The sequence below is a fragment of the Micromonospora sp. NPDC005237 genome (assembly GCF_040607775.1).
Classification (GTDB): Bacteria; Actinomycetota; Actinomycetes; order Mycobacteriales; family Micromonosporaceae; genus Micromonospora.
This window is the reverse complement of the sequence record NZ_JBEXHJ010000003.1, coordinates 120,373-137,913: the sequence shown is the minus strand read 5'-3', so window position 1 is coordinate 137,913 and position 17,541 is coordinate 120,373. Positions and strand designations below refer to the sequence as shown.

15 protein-coding genes and 1 tRNA gene are annotated in these 17,541 nt (G+C 71.4%); 9 read left to right on the top strand and 7 right to left on the bottom strand.

Going from position 1 to position 17,541, the window contains the following annotated elements:
• The first annotated feature begins 156 nt into the window (after positions 1-156).
• Both pyk and ABZT87_RS09495 read left to right on the top strand, forming a co-directional pair.
• Positions 157-1,605: a pyruvate kinase gene (pyk, locus tag ABZT87_RS09500; protein WP_354862523.1), complete on the top strand. Its 1,449-nt coding sequence runs from the start codon at positions 157-159 to the stop codon at positions 1,603-1,605.
• Complete coding sequence (locus ABZT87_RS09495) at positions 1,602-2,486, top strand: acyl-CoA thioesterase II (RefSeq protein ID WP_354862521.1); 885 nt, start codon at positions 1,602-1,604, stop codon at positions 2,484-2,486. The genes pyk and ABZT87_RS09495 overlap by 4 nt, the downstream gene beginning before the upstream one ends.
• A gap of 90 nt (positions 2,487-2,576) precedes the next feature.
• On the opposite strand, the gene ABZT87_RS09490 is transcribed toward ABZT87_RS09495, so the two are convergent.
• The gene (locus ABZT87_RS09490; RefSeq protein ID WP_354863371.1) at positions 2,577-3,239 is read right to left on the bottom strand and encodes a YceI family protein; all 663 of its coding nucleotides are present in this window, start codon (positions 3,237-3,239) and stop codon (positions 2,577-2,579) included.
• A 234-nt stretch (positions 3,240-3,473) separates the two neighbouring features.
• On the opposite strand from ABZT87_RS09490, the gene ABZT87_RS09485 reads away from it, so the two are divergent.
• Both ABZT87_RS09485 and ABZT87_RS09480 read left to right on the top strand, forming a co-directional pair.
• Positions 3,474-3,938: an Rrf2 family transcriptional regulator gene (locus tag ABZT87_RS09485; RefSeq protein WP_007462839.1), complete on the top strand. Its 465-nt coding sequence runs from the start codon at positions 3,474-3,476 to the stop codon at positions 3,936-3,938.
• Between the two features lie 463 nt (positions 3,939-4,401).
• The gene (locus ABZT87_RS09480) at positions 4,402-5,409 is read left to right on the top strand and encodes a sulfite exporter TauE/SafE family protein (RefSeq protein WP_355068180.1); all 1,008 of its coding nucleotides are present in this window, start codon (positions 4,402-4,404) and stop codon (positions 5,407-5,409) included.
• A 15-nt stretch (positions 5,410-5,424) separates the two neighbouring features.
• Here the strand turns inward: ABZT87_RS09480 and ABZT87_RS09475 are convergent, their stop codons facing one another.
• On the bottom strand, positions 5,425-6,864 hold the full coding sequence (locus ABZT87_RS09475) for a pyridoxal-dependent decarboxylase (protein WP_355134754.1): 1,440 nt from the start codon (positions 6,862-6,864) through the stop codon (positions 5,425-5,427).
• A gap of 250 nt (positions 6,865-7,114) precedes the next feature.
• Between ABZT87_RS09475 and ABZT87_RS09470 the strand changes: the two genes are divergently transcribed.
• A complete protein-coding gene (locus ABZT87_RS09470; protein ID WP_355134752.1) occupies positions 7,115-9,400 on the top strand; it encodes a cellulose binding domain-containing protein in 2,286 nt (761 codons plus the stop codon).
• 199 nt (positions 9,401-9,599) lie between these two features.
• Here ABZT87_RS09470 and ABZT87_RS09465 read toward each other — a convergent pair whose 3' ends face one another.
• Both ABZT87_RS09465 and ABZT87_RS09460 read right to left on the bottom strand, forming a co-directional pair.
• Positions 9,600-10,622 carry an LLM class flavin-dependent oxidoreductase gene (locus ABZT87_RS09465; RefSeq protein ID WP_355134750.1) on the bottom strand — a complete coding sequence of 341 codons (1,023 nt, stop codon included), beginning with the start codon at positions 10,620-10,622 and terminating at the stop codon, positions 9,600-9,602.
• 33 nt (positions 10,623-10,655) lie between these two features.
• Entirely contained in the window at positions 10,656-11,135 is a 480-nt protein-coding gene (locus ABZT87_RS09460; protein WP_354861434.1) for an Lrp/AsnC family transcriptional regulator, read from the bottom strand.
• 83 nt (positions 11,136-11,218) lie between these two features.
• On the opposite strand from ABZT87_RS09460, the gene ABZT87_RS09455 reads away from it, so the two are divergent.
• Positions 11,219-12,397 carry an aminotransferase class I/II-fold pyridoxal phosphate-dependent enzyme gene (locus ABZT87_RS09455; RefSeq protein WP_355134748.1) on the top strand — a complete coding sequence of 393 codons (1,179 nt, stop codon included), beginning with the start codon at positions 11,219-11,221 and terminating at the stop codon, positions 12,395-12,397.
• On the opposite strand, the gene ABZT87_RS09450 is transcribed toward ABZT87_RS09455, so the two are convergent.
• The 3 genes from ABZT87_RS09450 to ABZT87_RS09440 all read right to left on the bottom strand — a co-directional run bounded on the left by ABZT87_RS09450 (position 12,398) and on the right by ABZT87_RS09440 (position 13,984).
• Positions 12,398-13,048: an NAD-dependent epimerase/dehydratase family protein gene (locus ABZT87_RS09450; protein WP_355134746.1), complete on the bottom strand. Its 651-nt coding sequence runs from the start codon at positions 13,046-13,048 to the stop codon at positions 12,398-12,400. It abuts the gene before it with no gap.
• A gap of 76 nt (positions 13,049-13,124) precedes the next feature.
• A complete protein-coding gene (locus tag ABZT87_RS09445) occupies positions 13,125-13,790 on the bottom strand; it encodes a transcriptional regulator (protein ID WP_355134744.1) in 666 nt (221 codons plus the stop codon).
• Positions 13,791-13,907: 117 nt separating this feature from the next.
• A tRNA-Leu gene (locus ABZT87_RS09440) sits at positions 13,908-13,984 on the bottom strand.
• Positions 13,985-14,089: 105 nt separating this feature from the next.
• Between ABZT87_RS09440 and ABZT87_RS09435 the strand changes: the two genes are divergently transcribed.
• The 3 genes from ABZT87_RS09435 (at position 14,090) to ABZT87_RS09425 (ending at position 17,476) form a co-directional block, all read left to right on the top strand.
• Positions 14,090-14,713 (top strand): response regulator, encoded by a 624-nt coding sequence (locus tag ABZT87_RS09435; protein ID WP_234584542.1) that lies wholly within the window; start codon positions 14,090-14,092, stop codon positions 14,711-14,713.
• 57 nt (positions 14,714-14,770) lie between these two features.
• Positions 14,771-15,958 carry a hypothetical protein gene (locus ABZT87_RS09430; protein ID WP_355134742.1) on the top strand — a complete coding sequence of 396 codons (1,188 nt, stop codon included), beginning with the start codon at positions 14,771-14,773 and terminating at the stop codon, positions 15,956-15,958.
• 366 nt (positions 15,959-16,324) lie between these two features.
• Entirely contained in the window at positions 16,325-17,476 is a 1,152-nt protein-coding gene (locus ABZT87_RS09425) for a branched-chain amino acid ABC transporter substrate-binding protein (RefSeq protein ID WP_355134740.1), read from the top strand.
• Positions 17,477-17,541 lie beyond the last annotated feature (65 nt).

The window sequence follows — 17,541 nt, the reverse complement described above, 5'->3', positions numbered from 1 at the left end:
TACGATTCCCGGCGCGCGGTCGCCGTTGCCCGTCGCCACAACGTTCCCGGTGCGGCTCCGCCCGCCGGTCCGACGCGCACCGCGCGTTGTTGGACACCTGTTCCGCTGCCTGCAAGGGGTCGGCCCCGAGTCCGACCTGAAGGAGAGACTAGCCTGATGGGCGTGACACGCCGCGCGAAGATCGTCTGCACTCTTGGTCCCGCCACCTCGTCCCCGGAGCGCATCCGGGGCCTCGTCGAGGCCGGTATGAACGTGGCGAGGCTCAACTTCAGCCACGGCAGCCACGCCGACCACGAGGCGGTCTACCGACTGGTCCGGGAGGCGTCCGAGGCGTCCGGCAAGCCGGTAGCCGTCCTCGCTGACCTGCAGGGGCCCAAGATCCGGCTGGGCCGGTTCGCCGACGGCCCGCACGAGTGGCGCACCGGCGACTCCGTCGTGATCACCGGTGACGACATCCTCGGCAGCAAGGAGCGGGTCTCCTGCACCTACCGCAAGCTGCCGCAGGAGGTGAAGCCCGGTGACCGCCTGCTGATCGACGACGGTCGGGTCGCCGTGGAGGTCACCGACGTCACCGGCAACGACATCCGCTGCCTGGTCACCGAGGGCGGCCCGGTCTCCAACAACAAGGGCGTGTCGCTGCCCAACGTGGCGGTCAGCGTGCCCGCCATGTCGGACAAGGACGCCGAGGACCTGCGCTTCTCCCTGGGGCTCGGCGTCGACCTGGTCGCGCTGTCCTTCGTGCGCTCGGCCGAGGACATCAAGCTCGTCCACAACATCATGGCCGAGGAGGGCGTGTTCCGGCCGGTGCTGGCCAAGGTCGAGAAGCCGGAGGCCGTGGATCACCTGGAGGCCATCGTGCTGGCCTTCGACGGCGTCATGGTCGCCCGTGGCGACCTCGGCGTGGAGATGCCGCTGGACGAGGTCCCGCTGGTGCAGAAGCGGGCCGTGCAGCTGTGCCGGGAGAACGCCAAGCCGGTCATCGTGGCCACCCAGATGCTCGACTCCATGATCGAGAATTCCCGCCCCACCCGGGCGGAGGCCTCCGACGTGGCCAACGCGGTGCTCGACGGCGCGGACGCGGTGATGCTCTCCGGCGAGACCAGCGTCGGCAAGTATCCGGTGCTCACCGTCAGCACCATGGCCAAGATCGTGACGACCACCGAGGCCGGCTCGATCGGCGTGCCGCGGTTGCAGCACGACCCGCGTACCCACGGCGGCGCGCTCACCGTGGCCGCCTCGTCGATCGCCCGGGCCATCAACGCCAAGGCGCTGGTCGCCTTCTCGCAGACCGGCGACACCGTCCGGCGGCTCTCCCGCCTGCACTGCGACCTGCCGCTGCTGGCGTTCACCCCGGTCCCCGAGGTGCGTGACCAGCTCGCCCTGACCTGGGGCGTGGAGACCTTCCTCATGCCGTTCGTGCAGCACACCGACGACATGTTCCGCCAGGTCGACCAGGCGCTGCTCGGCCTCGACCGGGCCAACCCGGGTGACTACGTGGTGATCGTGGCGGGCAGCCCGCCCGGCACCCCCGGCTCGACCAACACTCTGCGCGTCCACCAGCTCGGCTCGCTGGTCGACGCGGCGTCGGCGCGGGCGCTGCAGTGAGCGACGGTCGGGTCGCGGTCGGCCAGGCAGCGGTCGACCAGCTGCTGGAAGTGCTGGACCTCGACCCGACCGGGGAGATGACCTTCCGGGGGATGAGCCCCCCGGTCGGCCCACAACGGGTGTACGGCGGCCAGGTTGCCGGTCAGGCGCTGGTCGCCGCCGGCCGCACGGTGGACCCGGAGCGGTTCGTGCACTCGCTGCACGGCTACTTCGTCCGCCCCGGCGACCCGGTCGAGCCGATCGAGTACCAGGTGGAGAACATCCGCGACGGCCGGTCCTTCTCGGTGCGCCGGGCGGTCGCCCTCCAGCACGACAAGCCGATCTTCTTCATGTCGGCGTCGTTCCAGCGGGCCGAGGAGGGGTTGGACCACCAGGCCCCCGCGCCGCCGGACGTACCTGCCCCGCAGGACGTGCCGACGATGTCCGACCGGCTCTCCCGCTACCCGGAGCGTCTGGGCATCTGGGGGCAGATCCCCCGCCCGATCGACGTGCGCTACGTGGGGGAGCCCGGCTGGGTCCGCCCCGGCGACCGGCCGGCCGACCCGCACCAGCGGGTCTGGATGCGCATCGACGGCAAGCTGCCCGACGACCCGCTGCTGCACGCGTGCGCGCTCACGTACGCCTCGGACCTCACCCTGCTCGACTCGGTGCTCTCCGTGCACGGTGAGGTGTGGGGGCCGGGCGGTGTGGTCGGCGCGAGCCTGGACCACGCGCTGTGGTTCCACCGGCCGTTCCGCGCCGACGAGTGGTTCCTCTACGACTGCTGGAGCCCGTCGGCGTCCGGCGCGCGAGGGCTGGCCACCGGCCGGATGTTCACCACCGACGGCCGGCAGATCGCCAGCGCCGTGCAGGAGGGTCTGCTGCGCCGCGTCGGCGCCTGATCCGTCGGCGCCTGATTCGTCGGCGCCTGATTCGTCGGCGCCTGATTCGTCGGCCCTGGGCCGTCGGCCCCCCTCGGGCCGTCGGCCCGGTCACGCCGCGTGGATGGCCTCGCCGGCGATTTCGATCTGCACGGTCTTCCCGACCAGAACGCCGCCGCTCTCCAGCGCGACATTCCAGAGCAGGCCGTAGTCCTCCCGGTTGATCTCGGCTGTCGCGCTGAATCCGAAGATGTTCTGCCCGTACGGATCACGACGGGCGCCGCCGAAATTCACCTGAAGGTCCACCGCGCGAGTGATCCCCTTTACCGTCAACTCGCCGGTGAGCACAAATCGATTGGGCTCGGACTGCGGCGGGGGATTGTGACTTCTGCCTCGTCCGCCGAATCGGTGGTTTCGCAGGCGTGCCCAGTGGAAAATCGGGTCCTCGTCGCTCTGCCAGTTAATGCCCGTGCTTCGATATTCGAGCGTGGGATAACGCTCCACGTCGAGGAAGTCGGCGCTTTTCAGGTGGGTGTCCCGGTCGACGCTCCCGGTGGAGATGCTCGCCGCCGCGATGGTGGCGGTCACGCTGGAGCGCAGCGGATCCTCCGCCAGGAAGATCTCCGCGCTCGCCTCGGCGAACTCGCCGCGGACCGGGCTCACCATCATGTGGCGGGACAGGAAACCGATCCGCTTGTGCGCCTGATCGAGGCGATAGGTGCCGGCGATCGGGATGGTCATGCCATCCCAGGTGCGTGTGGCGACATCGGTCATCGTGTTGCCTTCCCCCCGGGTGGAACCGGGTGTTTATCAATGTCCTGCCGAGCCCCCGTAACCGGTCCGGCAGTAATACCGCCCGCCCAGCATAAGGACGCGCCGAATCAGCATTCCGGGCCCCACCGGCTAGTGGATCACGGCGTCCGACGTTATTGGCTAATCGTCGATGCGTGACCGATCGGCCGAGGGTCGCCGACCCGGCCGGATGACCTGCGGGCTAACCTTGCCGGCATGCGTCTCTCCGCCCGGGTCGACTACGCCCTCCGCGCGGCCGCCGAGCTCGCCGCGACGGCCAGTGGCCCCGGGCGGGGCCGGCCGGTCACCGCCGACCAGATCGCGCGTGCGCAGGAGATCCCGCCGAAGTTCCTGGAGAGCATCCTGCTGCAACTGCGTCGGGGTGGCATCGTGCACGCCCAGCGCGGCCCGGAGGGCGGCTACTGGTTGGCCCGCCCGGCCGAGGAGATCTCTCTCGCGGAGGTGATCCGGGTGATCGACGGGCCGCTCGCGCACGTCCGGGGGCAGCGCCCCGAACAGCTCGGCTACCACGGCCCGGCCCGTGCCCTGCAGGAGGTCTGGATCGCGCTGCGCGCCAGCGAGCGGGAGATCCTCGAACTGGTCAGCGTCGCCGACGTGGCCGCGGGCACGTTGCCGGCCCGCGTCACCGAGCTGGCCGCCGACCCGCGCGCCTGGATCTGAGTTGGCAGCGGGCACTCTGCCGGCCCGCGTCACCGAGCTGGTCGCCGGCGCGCGCGCCTGGATCTGAGTTGGCAGCCGGCGCGTTGCCGGCCCGCGTCACCGAGCTGGTCGCCGGCGCGCGCGCCTGGATCTGAGCGCCGGCCGATGCCCGGCCTGATACCCGCTGCGACGCCGCGGCGCGGCTTCCGCGAGATCTTGGACAGTTTCCGTCCGCGCCGAACGGAAACTGTCCAAGATCTTGCCGTGGTGGAGGAGCGTGCGCGGTCGCGACGCCCCGCGCAGGCGCGTCCGGGCGGTTGGTCTGCGGGAATGCGTCGCATTGCCGGGGTACGGCGCGTGGCGGTCCGGCCCGGCCGCGCCTCGCGGTGGCGTCCCACCCCCCGGTCGAGGGCTTGACCCGGGCTGCCCCGTGCCGCATTGTCGACCAAGTCGATAGGAAATACCGAAAAGTCAGGGGGCGCTCGTGCGCAAGCTGCTGGTCCTCGCTCTGGTCGGGCTCGTCGCGCAGTTGATCGATGGTTCGCTCGGTATGGCGTACGGGTTGACCTCGTCCACGTTGCTGCTGGTCGTCGGGGTCGCTCCCGCTGCCGCATCGGCGTCGGTGCACCTGGCCGAGATCGGCACCACGCTCGCGGCCGGGGTCGCACACTGGCGGTTCGGCAACGTCGACTGGCGGGTGGTGACCCGCATCGCCCTGCCGGGCGCGATCGGCGCGTTCGCCGGGGCCACCCTGCTCAGCTCGATCTCCACCGAGTCGGCCGCGCCGTGGATGGCCGCCATCCTCTTCACTTTGGGTGCGTACCTGCTGCTGCGCTTCGCCCGACCGCTGCGTACCGGCCGGGTCGGCGGACGGCTGCGCGGACGCTTCCTCGGCCCCCTGGGCCTGGTCGCCGGCTTCGTCGACGCGACCGGCGGTGGCGGGTGGGGCCCGGTCGCCACCCCGGCGCTGCTGGTCTCCGGTCGGATGGAGCCCCGCAAGGTGATCGGCTCGGTCGACACCGCCGAGTTCGTCGTGGCCGGCGCCGCTAGCGTCGGTTTCCTGATCGGGCTGGGCACGGAGGGGTTCCTTCTCCCCACCGTCGTGGCCCTGCTGATCGGCGGGCTCATCGCCGCCCCGCTGGCCGCCTGGCTGGTGCGCATCGTGCCCGCCCAACTGCTGGGCGCGGCGGTCGGTGGCGTGATCGTGCTGACCAACGCCCGCACCCTGATCCGGTCCGCCGAGCTGGACGGCCCGCTCCGCCCCACCCTGTACGCCCTGCTGGCCGCCGCTTGGCTGACCGCGCTGATCTTCGCCGTGCGGGCCCTGCGCCGCGCCCGCCGCGCCCGCGCCACCGTCGCCGCCGCCCCGACCGTCACTCCCGCCGCCCCGAGCGTCGCTCCCGCCGTCGCTCCCGCCGCCCCGGCCGTCGCTCCCGCCGCCGACGTGGTGCCGGCGGATCTGGCCACAACGGGTACGCCCAGCCCGCGCTGACCGGCGGGGCGCGGGTCAGTGGGTGGGGAGGTCGTCGGCCGCGCCGGCGAGCAACGTCCACGCCTCGTCGACGTGTGCCTCGGTGGTCTGCGGTGCGCCGACGGCCAGCCGCAGCGTGTAGCGGCCGGCCACGCGGGTGTGGGTCAGGTGTGCCCGCCCGGTGCCGTTGACCCGGGCCAGCAGCTCGGCGTTGGTGTCGTCGTCGGCGCGCAGCCGGAAGCAGACCAGCGAGAACGGGTGCGCCGCGGCCAGCTCGAACCGGTCGTCCGCGCGGACCCGGTCGGCGAACCGGGCGGCCAGCGCCACGCCGGAGCGGATGTGCGCACGCAGCCCCTCGGCGCCGTACCAGCGCAGCACGAACCACAGCTTCAGGGCCCGGAAGCGGCGGCCCAGGGGCACCTGCCAGTCCCGGTAGTCGATCACCGCCCCGGATTCGGAGGCGGCGTTGCGCAGGAACTCCGGGAGCACGGTCAGCGCTTCGATCAGTTCGGCGCGGTCGGCCACCCAGAACGCGTCGCAGTCGAAGCCGGTGAGCAGCCACTTGTGCGGGTCGAAACAGTAGGAGTCCGCGTACTCCAGGCCGGCGTGCGACCAGCGCAGCTCGGGGCAGACGGCGGCGGCGCCCGCGTACGCCGCGTCCACGTGCAGCCAGATCCCGTACTCGGCGCAGATCGCCCCGATCTCGGGCAGCGGATCGACGGCGGTGGTGGAGGTGGTGCCGATGGTGGCGACCACGATGGCGGGTACGTCCCCGGCGGCCAGGTCCGCCTCGATCGCGGCCCGCAGCGCGTCGGGGCGCAGCGCCTGGGTGTCCGGGTCCACGTCGATCGACCGGATCCCGTCGCCGCCCAACCCGGCGATCCGTGCGGCCTTCTCGATCGAGGAGTGCCCGTGCACGGAGGTGTACGCGCGATAGCGCCTGTCGATTCCGGTGACGCGCCAGCGACCCGCGCTGGCGCGGTGCAGCGCGGCGAGGGTGGCCACCAGGGTCGCCGAGGAGGCCGAGTCCTGGATGACGCCGCCACCGGCGCCGGTCGACCGGAAGCGTTGCGGCAGGTCGAGCAGCTGGGCCAGCCAGTCCATCATGACCGTCTCCAGCTCGGTGCAGGCCGGGCTGCTGGCCCACAGCATGCCCTGCACGCCGAGGCCCGAACTGACCAGGTCGCCGAGCAGACTCGGGCCGGAGGTGTTCGCGGGGAAGTAGCCGAAGAAGCTCGGGTGCTGCCAGTGGGTCAGCCCCGGTAGGACGATCGCGTCCAGATCGGCGAGGACCGCCTCGACCGGCTCGCCGCCGGTGGTGGGCGGCGCGCTCGGCAGGGCCTTGGCCACCGTCCCGGGTGGGTCGGCCGGGGCGACCGGCCGCTGGTGCAGCGTCGTCCAGTAGTCGGCGATCCAGTCGACGACGGCGTGGCCGGCGCGGCGGAACTCGTCCGGGTCCATGTGCGGGGCGCTCACCCGTACGAGTTGATCAGGCATCCCACCGCGGGGCAAGAGCACACGGTTCACGGTGGGGTGTGACATCCGTCGATATTGCGGAGCGGAAAGCGCTTGCCTTACGATGCGGCTGAGCCGGATCCGCGAGTTCCAGGGCGTTTCACCCCGACCAGATCGCCGTTCGTCGCCGCGGCGGCGGGCCGTTCACCGTGCTTCCCGGGCAGGGCAGGTGGACCACAGCGGTCATCACCGGATCCTCCGGAGGCAGTTCATGCACCCGTCCAGACAACGGCTGATCGTGCTGGCCGCGTCGACGGCCGCCGCCGTCGTGGCCGGCGCCGTCGGCACGGTCGTCGCCTCGGCCGCCGCCGTCGGCTGTCGCGTCGACTACCAGGTCACCAACCAGTGGCAGGGCGGCTTCGGCGCCAACGTCACCATCACCAACCTCGGCGAGGAGGTCAACGGCTGGGCCCTCACCTGGTCGTACGCCGCCGGCCAGCAGGTCACCCAGGCGTGGAACGCCACCGTCACCCAGTCCGGCGCCCAGGTGACCGCGCGCAACGTCGACTACAACGGCGCCCTCGCCACCAACGGCACCGCCTCGTTCGGGTTCAACGCCTCGTGGACGAGCAGCAACCCGGTGCCGGCCAGCTTCGCGCTCAACGGCGTCACCTGCACCGGGGCGCCGGCCACCGACGGCCCGACCACCCCGCCACCGACCACCCCGCCACCGACCACCCCGCCACCGACCACCCCGCCACCGACGACGCCGCCACCCACCACGCCGCCACCCACCACGCCTCCGGCCGGGGCGAAGCAGATGGAGAACCTGGACCGAGGGTTGATCAGCGTCCGCTCCGGCAGCGGCAACCTGGTCTCCTGGCGGCTGCTCGGCACCGAGACCTCCGGCGTGGCGTTCAACCTCTACCGCGGCTCGACCAGGGTCAACGCCAGCCCGATCACCGGCGCCACCAGCTACCTCGACAACGGCGCGGCGGCCGGGTCGGCGTACACCGTGCGGGCCGTGGTGGGCGGCGCCGAGCAGGCGGCGTCCGCGCCCGCCCTGCAGTTCGCCAACGGATACCTGGACGTGCCGTTGCAGGTGCCGGCCGGCGGGACCACCCCCAGCGGGGAGAGCTACACCTACAGCGCCAACGACGCCTCCGTCGGCGACCTCAACGGCGACGGCACCTACGAGATCGTGCTCAAGTGGGATCCGTCGAATGCCAAGGACAACTCCCAGTCCGGCTACACCGGCAACGTCTACGTCGACGCGTACACCCTGACCGGCACCCGGTTGTGGCGGATCGACCTGGGCCGCAACATCCGCGCCGGCGCCCACTACACCCAGTTCCAGGTGTACGACTACGACGGTGACGGCCGCGCCGAGGTGGCCATGAAGACCGCCGACGGCACCCGCTCCGGCACCGGTCAGCTCATCGGCTCGTCGTCGGCGGACTACCGCAACTCCAGCGGCTACGTGCTCTCCGGCCCGGAGTACCTGACCATGTTCAACGGTCAGACCGGCGCGATCGCATCCACCGTGAACTACGACCCGCCGCGCGGCACCGTGTCGTCCTGGGGCGACTCGTACGGCAACCGGGTGGACCGGTTCCTCGCCGGCACCGCCTACCTGGACGGGCAGCGTCCCTCGCTGATCATGGCCCGGGGCTACTACACCCGGGCGGTCATCGCGGCCTGGGACTTCCGTAACGGCACGCTGACCAAGCGCTGGACGTTCGACTCGAACGCCTCCGGCAACGGCGCCGCCGCCGGTCAGGGCAACCACCAGCTCTCCGTGGCCGACGTCGACGCCGACGGCCGCCAGGAGATCGTCTACGGCGCCGCCACGATCGACGACAACGGTCGGTTGCTCTACTCGACGGGCAACGGGCACGGCGACGCCCTGCACGTCGGGGACCTCGACCCGGGCCGCGCCGGCCTGGAGGTGTTCAAGGTCGACGAGGACGCGAGCAAGCCCAGCTCCTGGTTCGCGGACGCCCGTACCGGTCAGATCCTGTGGTCCACGCCGGCTTCCGGCGACAACGGCCGGGGTGTCTCCGCGGACATCTGGGCGGGCAGCCCCGGCGCGGAGTCGTGGTCGGCGGCCGTGTCCGGCCTGGCCAACACGCGCGGGCAGAACATCGGGCGCAAGCCGTCGTCGACGAACTTCCTCGCCTGGTGGGACGGCGACCCGGTCCGGGAGCTGCTGGACGGTACGAAGATCGACAAGTACGGCACCAGCGGCGAGACCCGGCTGCTCACCGGCGATCAGGTGGCGTCCAACAACGGCACCAAGTCCACGCCGGCGCTCTCCGGCGACATCCTCGGCGACTGGCGCGAGGAGGTGATCTGGCGAACCACCGACAGCCGGGCGCTGCGCATCTACAGCACGCCCACTCCGACCAGCACCCGGATCCACACCCTGATGCACGATCCGCAGTACCGCGTGGCGATCGCGTGGCAGAACACCGCCTACAACCAGCCGCCACACCCGGGGTTCTTCATCGGCGACGGAATGGCCAGCCCACCCACCCCGAACATCTACCTACGCTGATCTGACCCTGGCGGTCCTGATCGGGTTCGCCTAGGGTGGCAGGCACCGGGCCGCAGCCGCGGAATCCGCACAGCTCCGGCCCGGTGCTCCACACCGCGGCATTCCCGACCCGTCCCGACCGGGAATGCCGTACCACCACCGGCACCAACATTAGGCACCGTCCGGGTCGCGGGGGTGACGCTGACGTGAAGATCGTGTTTCACGCGTCCCGGCGCAGACCCCCCGCCACCTGCTCGGCGATCAACTCGTACGACCGCACCCGGTCGGCGACGTCGTAGACCAGGGTGGTCAGCATCAGCTCGTCCGCGCCGGTGCGCTCCTGCAACTCGGTCAGCTGCCGGCGCACCGTCTCCGGCGAGCCCAGCGCCTGACCGTCACGCCGCTGCAGCACGAACTCGCGCTCGATCTCGGTGTACGGGTACGCCGCCGCCTCGTCGGGCGTCGACAGCGGCTCCGGTCGGCCGGAGCGCAGCTTCAGAAACGACAGCGCGCTCGGCCCGGCCAGCCACTCGGCCCGCTCGTCGGTCTCGGCGCAGACCGCGTTGACGGCCACCATCGCGTACGGCTTGTCCAGCCACTGCGACGGCCGGAAGTTCTGCCGGTACAGCGCCAGCGCCGGCAGCGTGTTCGCCGAGCTGAAGTGGTGCGCGAAGGAGAACGGCAGACCCAGCAGGCCGGCCAGCTGGGCGCTGAAGCCGCTGGAGCCGAGCAGCCAGACGGCCGGCTGCTCACCCCGGCCCGGGGTGGCGATGATCTGCCCCGGCTTCTCCCCGCTGAAGTAGTTCATCAGGTCCGCCAGCTCACGCGGGAAACCCTCCGCCGACAGGCCCTCCATGGTGCGCCGCAACGCCAGCGCGGTCACCTGGTCGGTGCCCGGGGCCCGCCCGATGCCCAGGTCGATCCGACCGGGGTGCAGCGCCTCCAGGGTGCCGAACTGCTCGGCCACCACCAGCGGCGCGTGGTTGGGCAGCATCACCCCGCCCGAGCCGAGGCGGATCGTCGACGTGTTCGCCGCCAGGTGCGCCAGCAGGACCGCCGGCGCGGAGCTGGCGATCGCCGGCATGTTGTGGTGCTCGGCCACCCAGAACCGGTGGTAGCCCAGCTCCTCGGTGCGTCGGGCCAGCTCGGTGGTGGCCTGCAGGGCCGCTCCGGCGGTGGTCCCGCGAGCGACCGGGGCAAGATCAAGAACAGACAACGGTACGGTGATCACACGCAGTGCCAACTCCCTGGCCTGCCCATTCATTCCGGCTGCCGCTCACCCCACCCCGCGGGCCTGCTCGAAGATCAGGCTGGTCTGCGTGTGCTGCACCACCGGATCGACCGCGAGATGATCCAGCACGAAGTCCCGCAGCGCGTCACCCGACGCCGCCCGCACGTGCAGCACGTAATCCTCCGCGCCGGCCACGTGGAACACCGACACCACCCCGGGCAGGCGCACCGACCGGGCCCGGAACGCGTCCACCGCCGCCCGCTCGTGCGCGGTCAACCGCACCGACACCAACGCCTGCAACGGCAGACCCAGCGCGGCCGGATCCACCTCCGCGTGGAAACCCCGGATCGCCCCGCGCTCGCGCAACGCCCGCGTCCGCGTCAGGCACGTCGACGGCGCCACCCCCACCCGCTCGGCGAGCGCGTTGTTCGGCAACCGGCCGTCCGCCGCCAACTCGGCGAGGATCGCGCGGTCCACCTCGTCCAGGGCCGGATACGGCCGCACTTCGTTCGGCTCAGGGGGCATCCGAGCATCCTCCGCCGAATATTCCGACGAAGCCAGCCCTCATTCCAGAATTATTCACCAAACCATTGCCCTCTCGGCACCGGATGTTCGACGCTACCGCCATGACGACGGTGGACACCCGGGCCGTACACGCCGGCCGCGACGACCTGCGCACGCTCGGCGTGCACGTGCCACCGATCGACCTCTCCACCACCAACCCACTGCCCTCGGTCGACGACGGCGGCAACGCCTACGAACAACTCGCCACCGGCGGCACCCTCCCCGCCGACGGCAGCGCCGTCTACCAGCGGCTCTGGAACCCCACCGTCGCCCGCTTCGAAACGGCCCTCGCCGAACTGGAGGGCACCGCCCAGGCCGTCGCCTTCGCCAGCGGCATGGCCGCCCTCACCGCCACCCTGCTCGCCGCCACGCGCGACGGCCACCGCCACATCGTCGCCGTCCGACCCCTCTACGGCGGCACCGACCACGTCCTCGCCACCGGCCTGCTCGGCACCACCGTCACCTGGGCCCACCCCGACCAGGTCGCCGCCGCCATCCGCCCCGACACCGCGCTGGTCGTCATCGAGACGCCCGCCAACCCCACCCTCGACCTCGTCGACATCGCCGCCCTCGCCACCGCCGCCGGCGACGTACCCCTGCTCGTCGACAACACCGTCGCCACCCCCGTGCTCCAACAACCCGCTCGGCACGGCGCCACCCTCGTCCTGCACAGCGCCACCAAGAGCATCGGCGGGCACGGCGACGTCCTCGCCGGCGTCGTCGCCTGCGACGCCGACTGGGCCGTCCGACTGCGCCAGGTCCGCGCCGTCACCGGCGCGATCCTGCACCCCCTCGGCGGCTACCTCCTGCACCGCGGCCTGCAGACCCTGCCGCTGCGGGTCCGCGCCCAACAGGCCACCGCCGAGAAACTCGCCGGCTGGCTCGTCGACCACCACGCCGTACACCGGGTGCACCACCCCTCGGTGTACGACCCGGCGGCGCTGGTCGGCCGGCAGATGGCCGGCCCCGGCAGCCTGCTCGCCTTCGAGGTACGCGGCGGCGCGCCCGCCGCCGCCACCGTCGCCGCCGCCTGCCGACTGATCACCCACGCCGTGTCCCTCGGCGGCGTGGACACCCTCATCCAGCACCCCGCCTCGCTCACCCACCGGCCCGTCGAGGGCGACGCGAAGCCCGACGGCGCGCTGCTGCGCCTCTCCGTCGGCCTGGAAGACCCCGACGACCTGCGCGCCGACCTCGCCCAGGCGCTCGACACGATCGCCTGATCAGCGCAGCTCGCGGTTGCCCAACACCCGGGTCGGCGCGCCCTCCCGGGCCACGCGCAGCATCGCCCGACCGATCCCGTCCGTCGTGGTGACCTGGTTGGGGAAGAGGCGCCGCAGCACCGGGAACAGCGGACGGGTGACCGCGTACCCCAACCGGTACCACCGCGTCTTCGACACCGCCCCGTGCGTCGGCTGGATGAAACCCGGTCGCGCCGCGTACCCGTTGGGCAGCAGGTCGATGATCGCGTTCTCGGCACGGCCCTTGACCCGCGCCCACATCACCCGACCCCGCTCCGACGAATCGGTCCCCACACCCGAGACGTAGACGAACGTGACCCGCGGACTCACCTCGGCCAACACCCGCGCCGCAGCGAGGGGGTAGTCGTAGCTGATCCCGGTGTACGTCGCCTCGTCTAGACCCAGCGACGAGACGCCCAGGCAGTAGAAGCAGGCGTCGACGCCGGTCAGCTCCGCGCGTACCGCCTCCAGGTCACCCACGTCGGGGACCGTCAGCTCCCGCAGCTTCGGATCCTGCCTACCGGTCGGCCTCCGGCCGACGGTGAGCACCTCCCGCACGTCCTCGGCGAGCAGACACTCCCGCAGCACGCCCTGACCGACCATCCCGGTCGCACCGAAAATGACCACCCGCATCAGTTGCCACCCCTGTCTTCGCCTGACGGCACTCGTATCCCGGCCAGGCTCCCACGCACGGGCACACTGGCCGCAGTCAGGACTTGGGGCCGACGTGCCGGTCCAGCGCGGCGACAGCGTCGCGCCGCGCCACCGAGAGCGAGTTGCGCCGGTTCATCCGCCAGGCGATGCCGAGCAGGTCGAGGCCCCACTGGCAGAGCCCCATGATGTCGGTCGACTCGTTGATGAACATGTAGCGCGGGTAGACGTACTCCTTGCCCCGCACGGTCACCCGGTTGGCGAATCGGCAGCCGTCGGAGTGGAACAGTCCGCGCAGGAAGTCGCCCGGGTGGGCGGCGACGAGATCGCGCTGCCAGTCGGCCAGGACGATCGGTCGCTCGTGCTTCTTGCCGGGGCCGTGCTGGGGGAGCAGACACGGCCAGTGCTTGCCGCTGCTCTCGACCGATACGCAGCCCTGCTTGGGGATCCTCTGCACCCGCGACGCCAGCACGGTCAGCATGGCCGATTCGCACGCGTTGATGAGGTTCGGATAGCTCGCCGTACAGGCGATCCGAAGCACCGGCACCTTCGGCGAGACGGCTAGATGACCGTCGCCCAGGTAGAGGCCGAGCAGGTAGGCGTAGGCGGCTGGGTCGGTCGGAATGCCGACACCTGGCCGGCAACGGAAGCACCGAAGCTCCGTGCCGACCTTCGCCCGCTCGGGTCGATCGACGCACCAGTGCCAGACTGTGGAGTAGGGCACCGAGAGTGAGCGAGCTACCGAGTGGATGTTCTGCCCGCGTGCGCGGAGAGCGCGAGCCTTTATGCGCAGTTCAGATGGGTGCACAACCCGATTTTGGTACGGCTGTGCGACAAGTTTTGGTGCCCCCGGTGGGATTCGAACCCACACTGTCGGAGGTTTGAGCTCCGCTTCTCTGCCAGTTGGAATACGGGGACGCTTGGCCGAATGCTCTGGTGGCCTCCGATAGGTTACCTACTACGCTGAGGGCGGTGACACCCGGCTGGGCGGGTGTCGGGTTCGAACTGGTGGGGGTAGGGCTGGTGGCTGAGATGCCGACGGATGCCGAGCGTAGGCGCGTACTGATCGCCGAGGACGAGGCGCTGATCCGGCTGGACCTCGCCGAGATGCTTGTCGAAGAGGGCTACGAGGTGGTGGGGGAGGCCGGCGACGGCGAGACCGCCGTGCGCCTCGCCGAGGAGTTGAAGCCCGACCTCGTCATCCTCGACATCAAGATGCCGATCATGGATGGGCTGGCCGCCGCCGAGCGGATCGCCGGCGCCCGGATCGCCCCGGTGATCATCCTGACCGCGTTCAGCCAGCGGGACCTGGTGGAGCGGGCGCGGGCGGCGGGCGCGATGGCGTACCTGGTGAAGCCCTTCCAGAAGAGTGACCTGGTCCCGGCGGTGGAGATCGCGCTCTCGCGCTACTCGGAGGTCGCGGCCCTGGAGGCGGAGGTCGCGAGCCTGACCGACCGCCTGGAGATCCGCAAGACGGTCGAGCGCGCCAAGGGCGCGCTGATGACGACGTACGGGATGACCGAGCCGCAGGCGTTCAAGTGGATCCAGCGCACGGCGATGGACCACCGGATGACCATGAAGGAGGTCGCCGAGCGGATCCTCGCGGAGACCGCCGGCGGCGAGGTGGCGCAGCAGCCGACCGTCTGAGTGGGTCTGCCCTGCTCGGGGTCACCGCGCGCGGCGGGTGCTGGTTAGCATCGACGGGTGTCCGTCCGACGGGTGATCGCGGTGTTCGGCCTGTTCGCGCTGCTGCTCGCCGGCTGTGACGGGCCGACCGCGCCGACCGGTGGGCGGCCGTCCGCTGCCGCCGCGCCCGCGCTGCGGCCGGCGTGGCAGGCGTTGACGCTGCCGGCGCCGCCGGGTGGCGCGGGCCGCCTGTTGGTACGCGACGTGGCGGCGTGCGCGGGCCGGTGGTTCCTGGTCGGCGGCGTCGCGGACGCCGCTGGCGGCACGCGCCCGGCGGTCTGGACCAGCGTGGACGGTACGGCGTGGACGGTCCTGCCGGTGCGGGCGGATTCGTTCTACGGCAAGCAGAACGTGCTGTCGTCGGTGGCGTGCCGCGACGGCCGGGCGGCGGTGATCGGCGCGAAGGTCGGCGGGGCGCACGGCTATCCGCGGGTGAGCACGTGGCGGCAGGTGGCCGACGGCGCGCTGGTCGAGGTGCAGGCGTCCTTCGAGACGTACGGCGGGCCGAAGGCGGTGAACGTGTCCCGCCTGGCGGCGGGTCCGTCGGGCTGGTTGATCGTGGGGAACCGTTCGGCGGGTGCGGCCTCGTGGGTGTCGTCACCGGAGGCGGCGGAGTTCGCGCTGGTGGAGGGCGCGCCGGGGCTGGCGAGTGACACCACGGGGGTGACCTGGGCGTTCGACGCCGCGGCGACGTCGTCGGGTTGGCTGGCCGTGGGTGGTCTGCTGCCGGCCGGCCGGATCGACCGGGACCCGGCGGTGTGGTCGTCGCCGGACGGGCGGTCGTGGCAGCGCACGGTGTTGCCGGGTGGCCCGGAGTACGAGGAGTTGCAGCGGGTGGCGCTGGCCGGTGGGGTGCCGGTGGCGGTCGGGCTGCGGGGTGCGACGTTCGGCGCGTGGCGTCAGGAGGCGGCGGGCTGGGTGGCGGCGGGGACGTTCGGGCGGCGGTCCACGGCGGGGGTGCCTCAGGTGGCGTCGCTGGTGGCCTCCGGTGATCGGCTGTTCGCCGCGGTGACGGACGGTGCGCGTTACTCGGTGTGGGTGTCGACCGATCGGGGTGGATCGTGGCGGGAGGCCGCGATGCCGCTCGATGTGGCGGCGGGTGCCGACCGGGACGTGGCGCTGGTCGCGGTGGGTGAGCGGTGGTGGCTGGCGGTGGACGACGGTTCGCGGTCCGGGCTGTGGTGGGCGGGCGGGGTGGGCGCCTGAGGGTGGGGCCTGGTGGTCCCGTGGCCGGGCGGCCGACTGTCCGGATTGTTTGCGCAGGTCAGATCGTCTTTTCGGTGGGCTCCGTCGGTCCGGTTGGGTGTGCGGCGCGCTCAGACCGGCCGTGGGCTTAAGGACCGATCGACGGATTCACCTGTTACGGGCATCGACAGGATTGCCCGCGTCTTCGTAACGGTTTCGCAGACCCCGCGTTCAGGCCTTCCGGGACGGTATGCGGTGTCGGTACGCTCCGCCATCACGAGCCGTTACGCAGGGGGCGTCCCTGCGGGGTGGGTGGATTTGCGGTCCGCGTGCTGTCGCCGTCACTACGGGTCAGCCGCGTCCGCATCTGGAGGAGGTCAGGAAGCCGTGAGGCGAAGCTATGTACGGGCGCTGGGCACTGTTGCGCTCGCCGCGACCCTGGTGGTCGCGGCTGGTTGCCAGGATTCCGGTGGCGGCGACGGTGGGACCGCGTCCGGTGACTGCGGTGGCAAGATCGCGATCTTCGGCGCGTTCACCGGTGACAACGCGGGTCTGGTGATCCCGTCGCTCAACGGCGCGAAGCTCGCCGTGAAGCAGTTCAACGAGGCGAACCCGAACTGCAAGGTCACCATGCAGGAGTTCGACACCCAGGGTGACCCGGCTGTGGCGACCCCGTTCGCGAACCAGATCGCGGGTGACAACTCGTTCCTCGGTGTCATCGGTGGTCACTTCTCCGGTGAGTCGGACGCCACCATGCCGATCTACCAGGCGGCTGGCCTGGCCATGATCAGCCCGTCGGCGACCCGGACGGACCTGACCCAGAAGGGCAACACGTCCTTCTACCGGGTGGTCGGCAACGACGGCACGCAGGCCGGCGCGGTGGCGAGCTACCTGAAGGCGCAGAACGCGGCGAAGGTCTTCATGATCGACGACGCCAGCGCGTACGGCGCCGGCATCACCGACGAGCTGGGCAAGCAGCTCGGCCCGCTGGTGGTCAACAAGGACAAGATCCAGGAGCGGCAGGCGCAGTTCGACGCCACCATCTCCAAGATCAAGTCGGCGCAGGCGGACTACGTCTTCTACGGCGGTTACACCCGTGAGGCCGCCCCGCTGGTGAAGCAGATGCGCGCTGCTGGTATCCAGGCCAAGTTCGTCGGCCCGGACGGTCTGTACGACCCGGCCTTCCCGAAGGGCGCCTCCGGCGGCGCCGAGGGCGCGATCATCACCTGCCCGTGCCTCCCGGCCGACAAGGCCGGCGGCACCTTCTCCGCCGACTACCAGAAGGAGTACGGCATCGCGCCGGGCTCCTACGGTGCTGAGGGCTTCGACGGCGCCAAGGTCTACCTGGACGCCTTCAAGGACGGCAAGAAGACCCGGGCGGACATCCTGGCGTACGTGAAGTCGTACGACAAGCAGGGTGTGTCGAAGTACATCAAGTTCGACTCCAAGGGCGACGTCGACCCGTCGAAGGTCGTCATCTGGGCCTACCAGATCAAGGGCGAGGCCATCGAGCCGCTGCAGGAGCTCAAGCTCAGCTGACGCCATGGCGATGGAGTGCGGCCGGGGTGTCTCACCCCGGCCGCACTCGATTCAAGGAGACCCCC

Coding starts and splice junctions, on each gene's coding strand:
- pyk (WP_354862523.1), top strand. CDS start 157: ATGGGCGTGACACGCCGCGCGAAGATCGTCTGCACTCTTGGTCCCGCC.
- ABZT87_RS09490 (WP_354863371.1), bottom strand. CDS start 3,239: ATGACCGATGTCGCCACACGCACCTGGGATGGCATGACCATCCCGATC.
- ABZT87_RS09485 (WP_007462839.1), top strand. CDS start 3,474: ATGCGTCTCTCCGCCCGGGTCGACTACGCCCTCCGCGCGGCCGCCGAG.
- ABZT87_RS09470 (WP_355134752.1), top strand. CDS start 7,115: ATGCACCCGTCCAGACAACGGCTGATCGTGCTGGCCGCGTCGACGGCC.
- ABZT87_RS09460 (WP_354861434.1), bottom strand. CDS start 11,135: ATGCCCCCTGAGCCGAACGAAGTGCGGCCGTATCCGGCCCTGGACGAG.
- ABZT87_RS09455 (WP_355134748.1), top strand. CDS start 11,219: ATGTTCGACGCTACCGCCATGACGACGGTGGACACCCGGGCCGTACAC.
- ABZT87_RS09450 (WP_355134746.1), bottom strand. CDS start 13,048: ATGCGGGTGGTCATTTTCGGTGCGACCGGGATGGTCGGTCAGGGCGTG.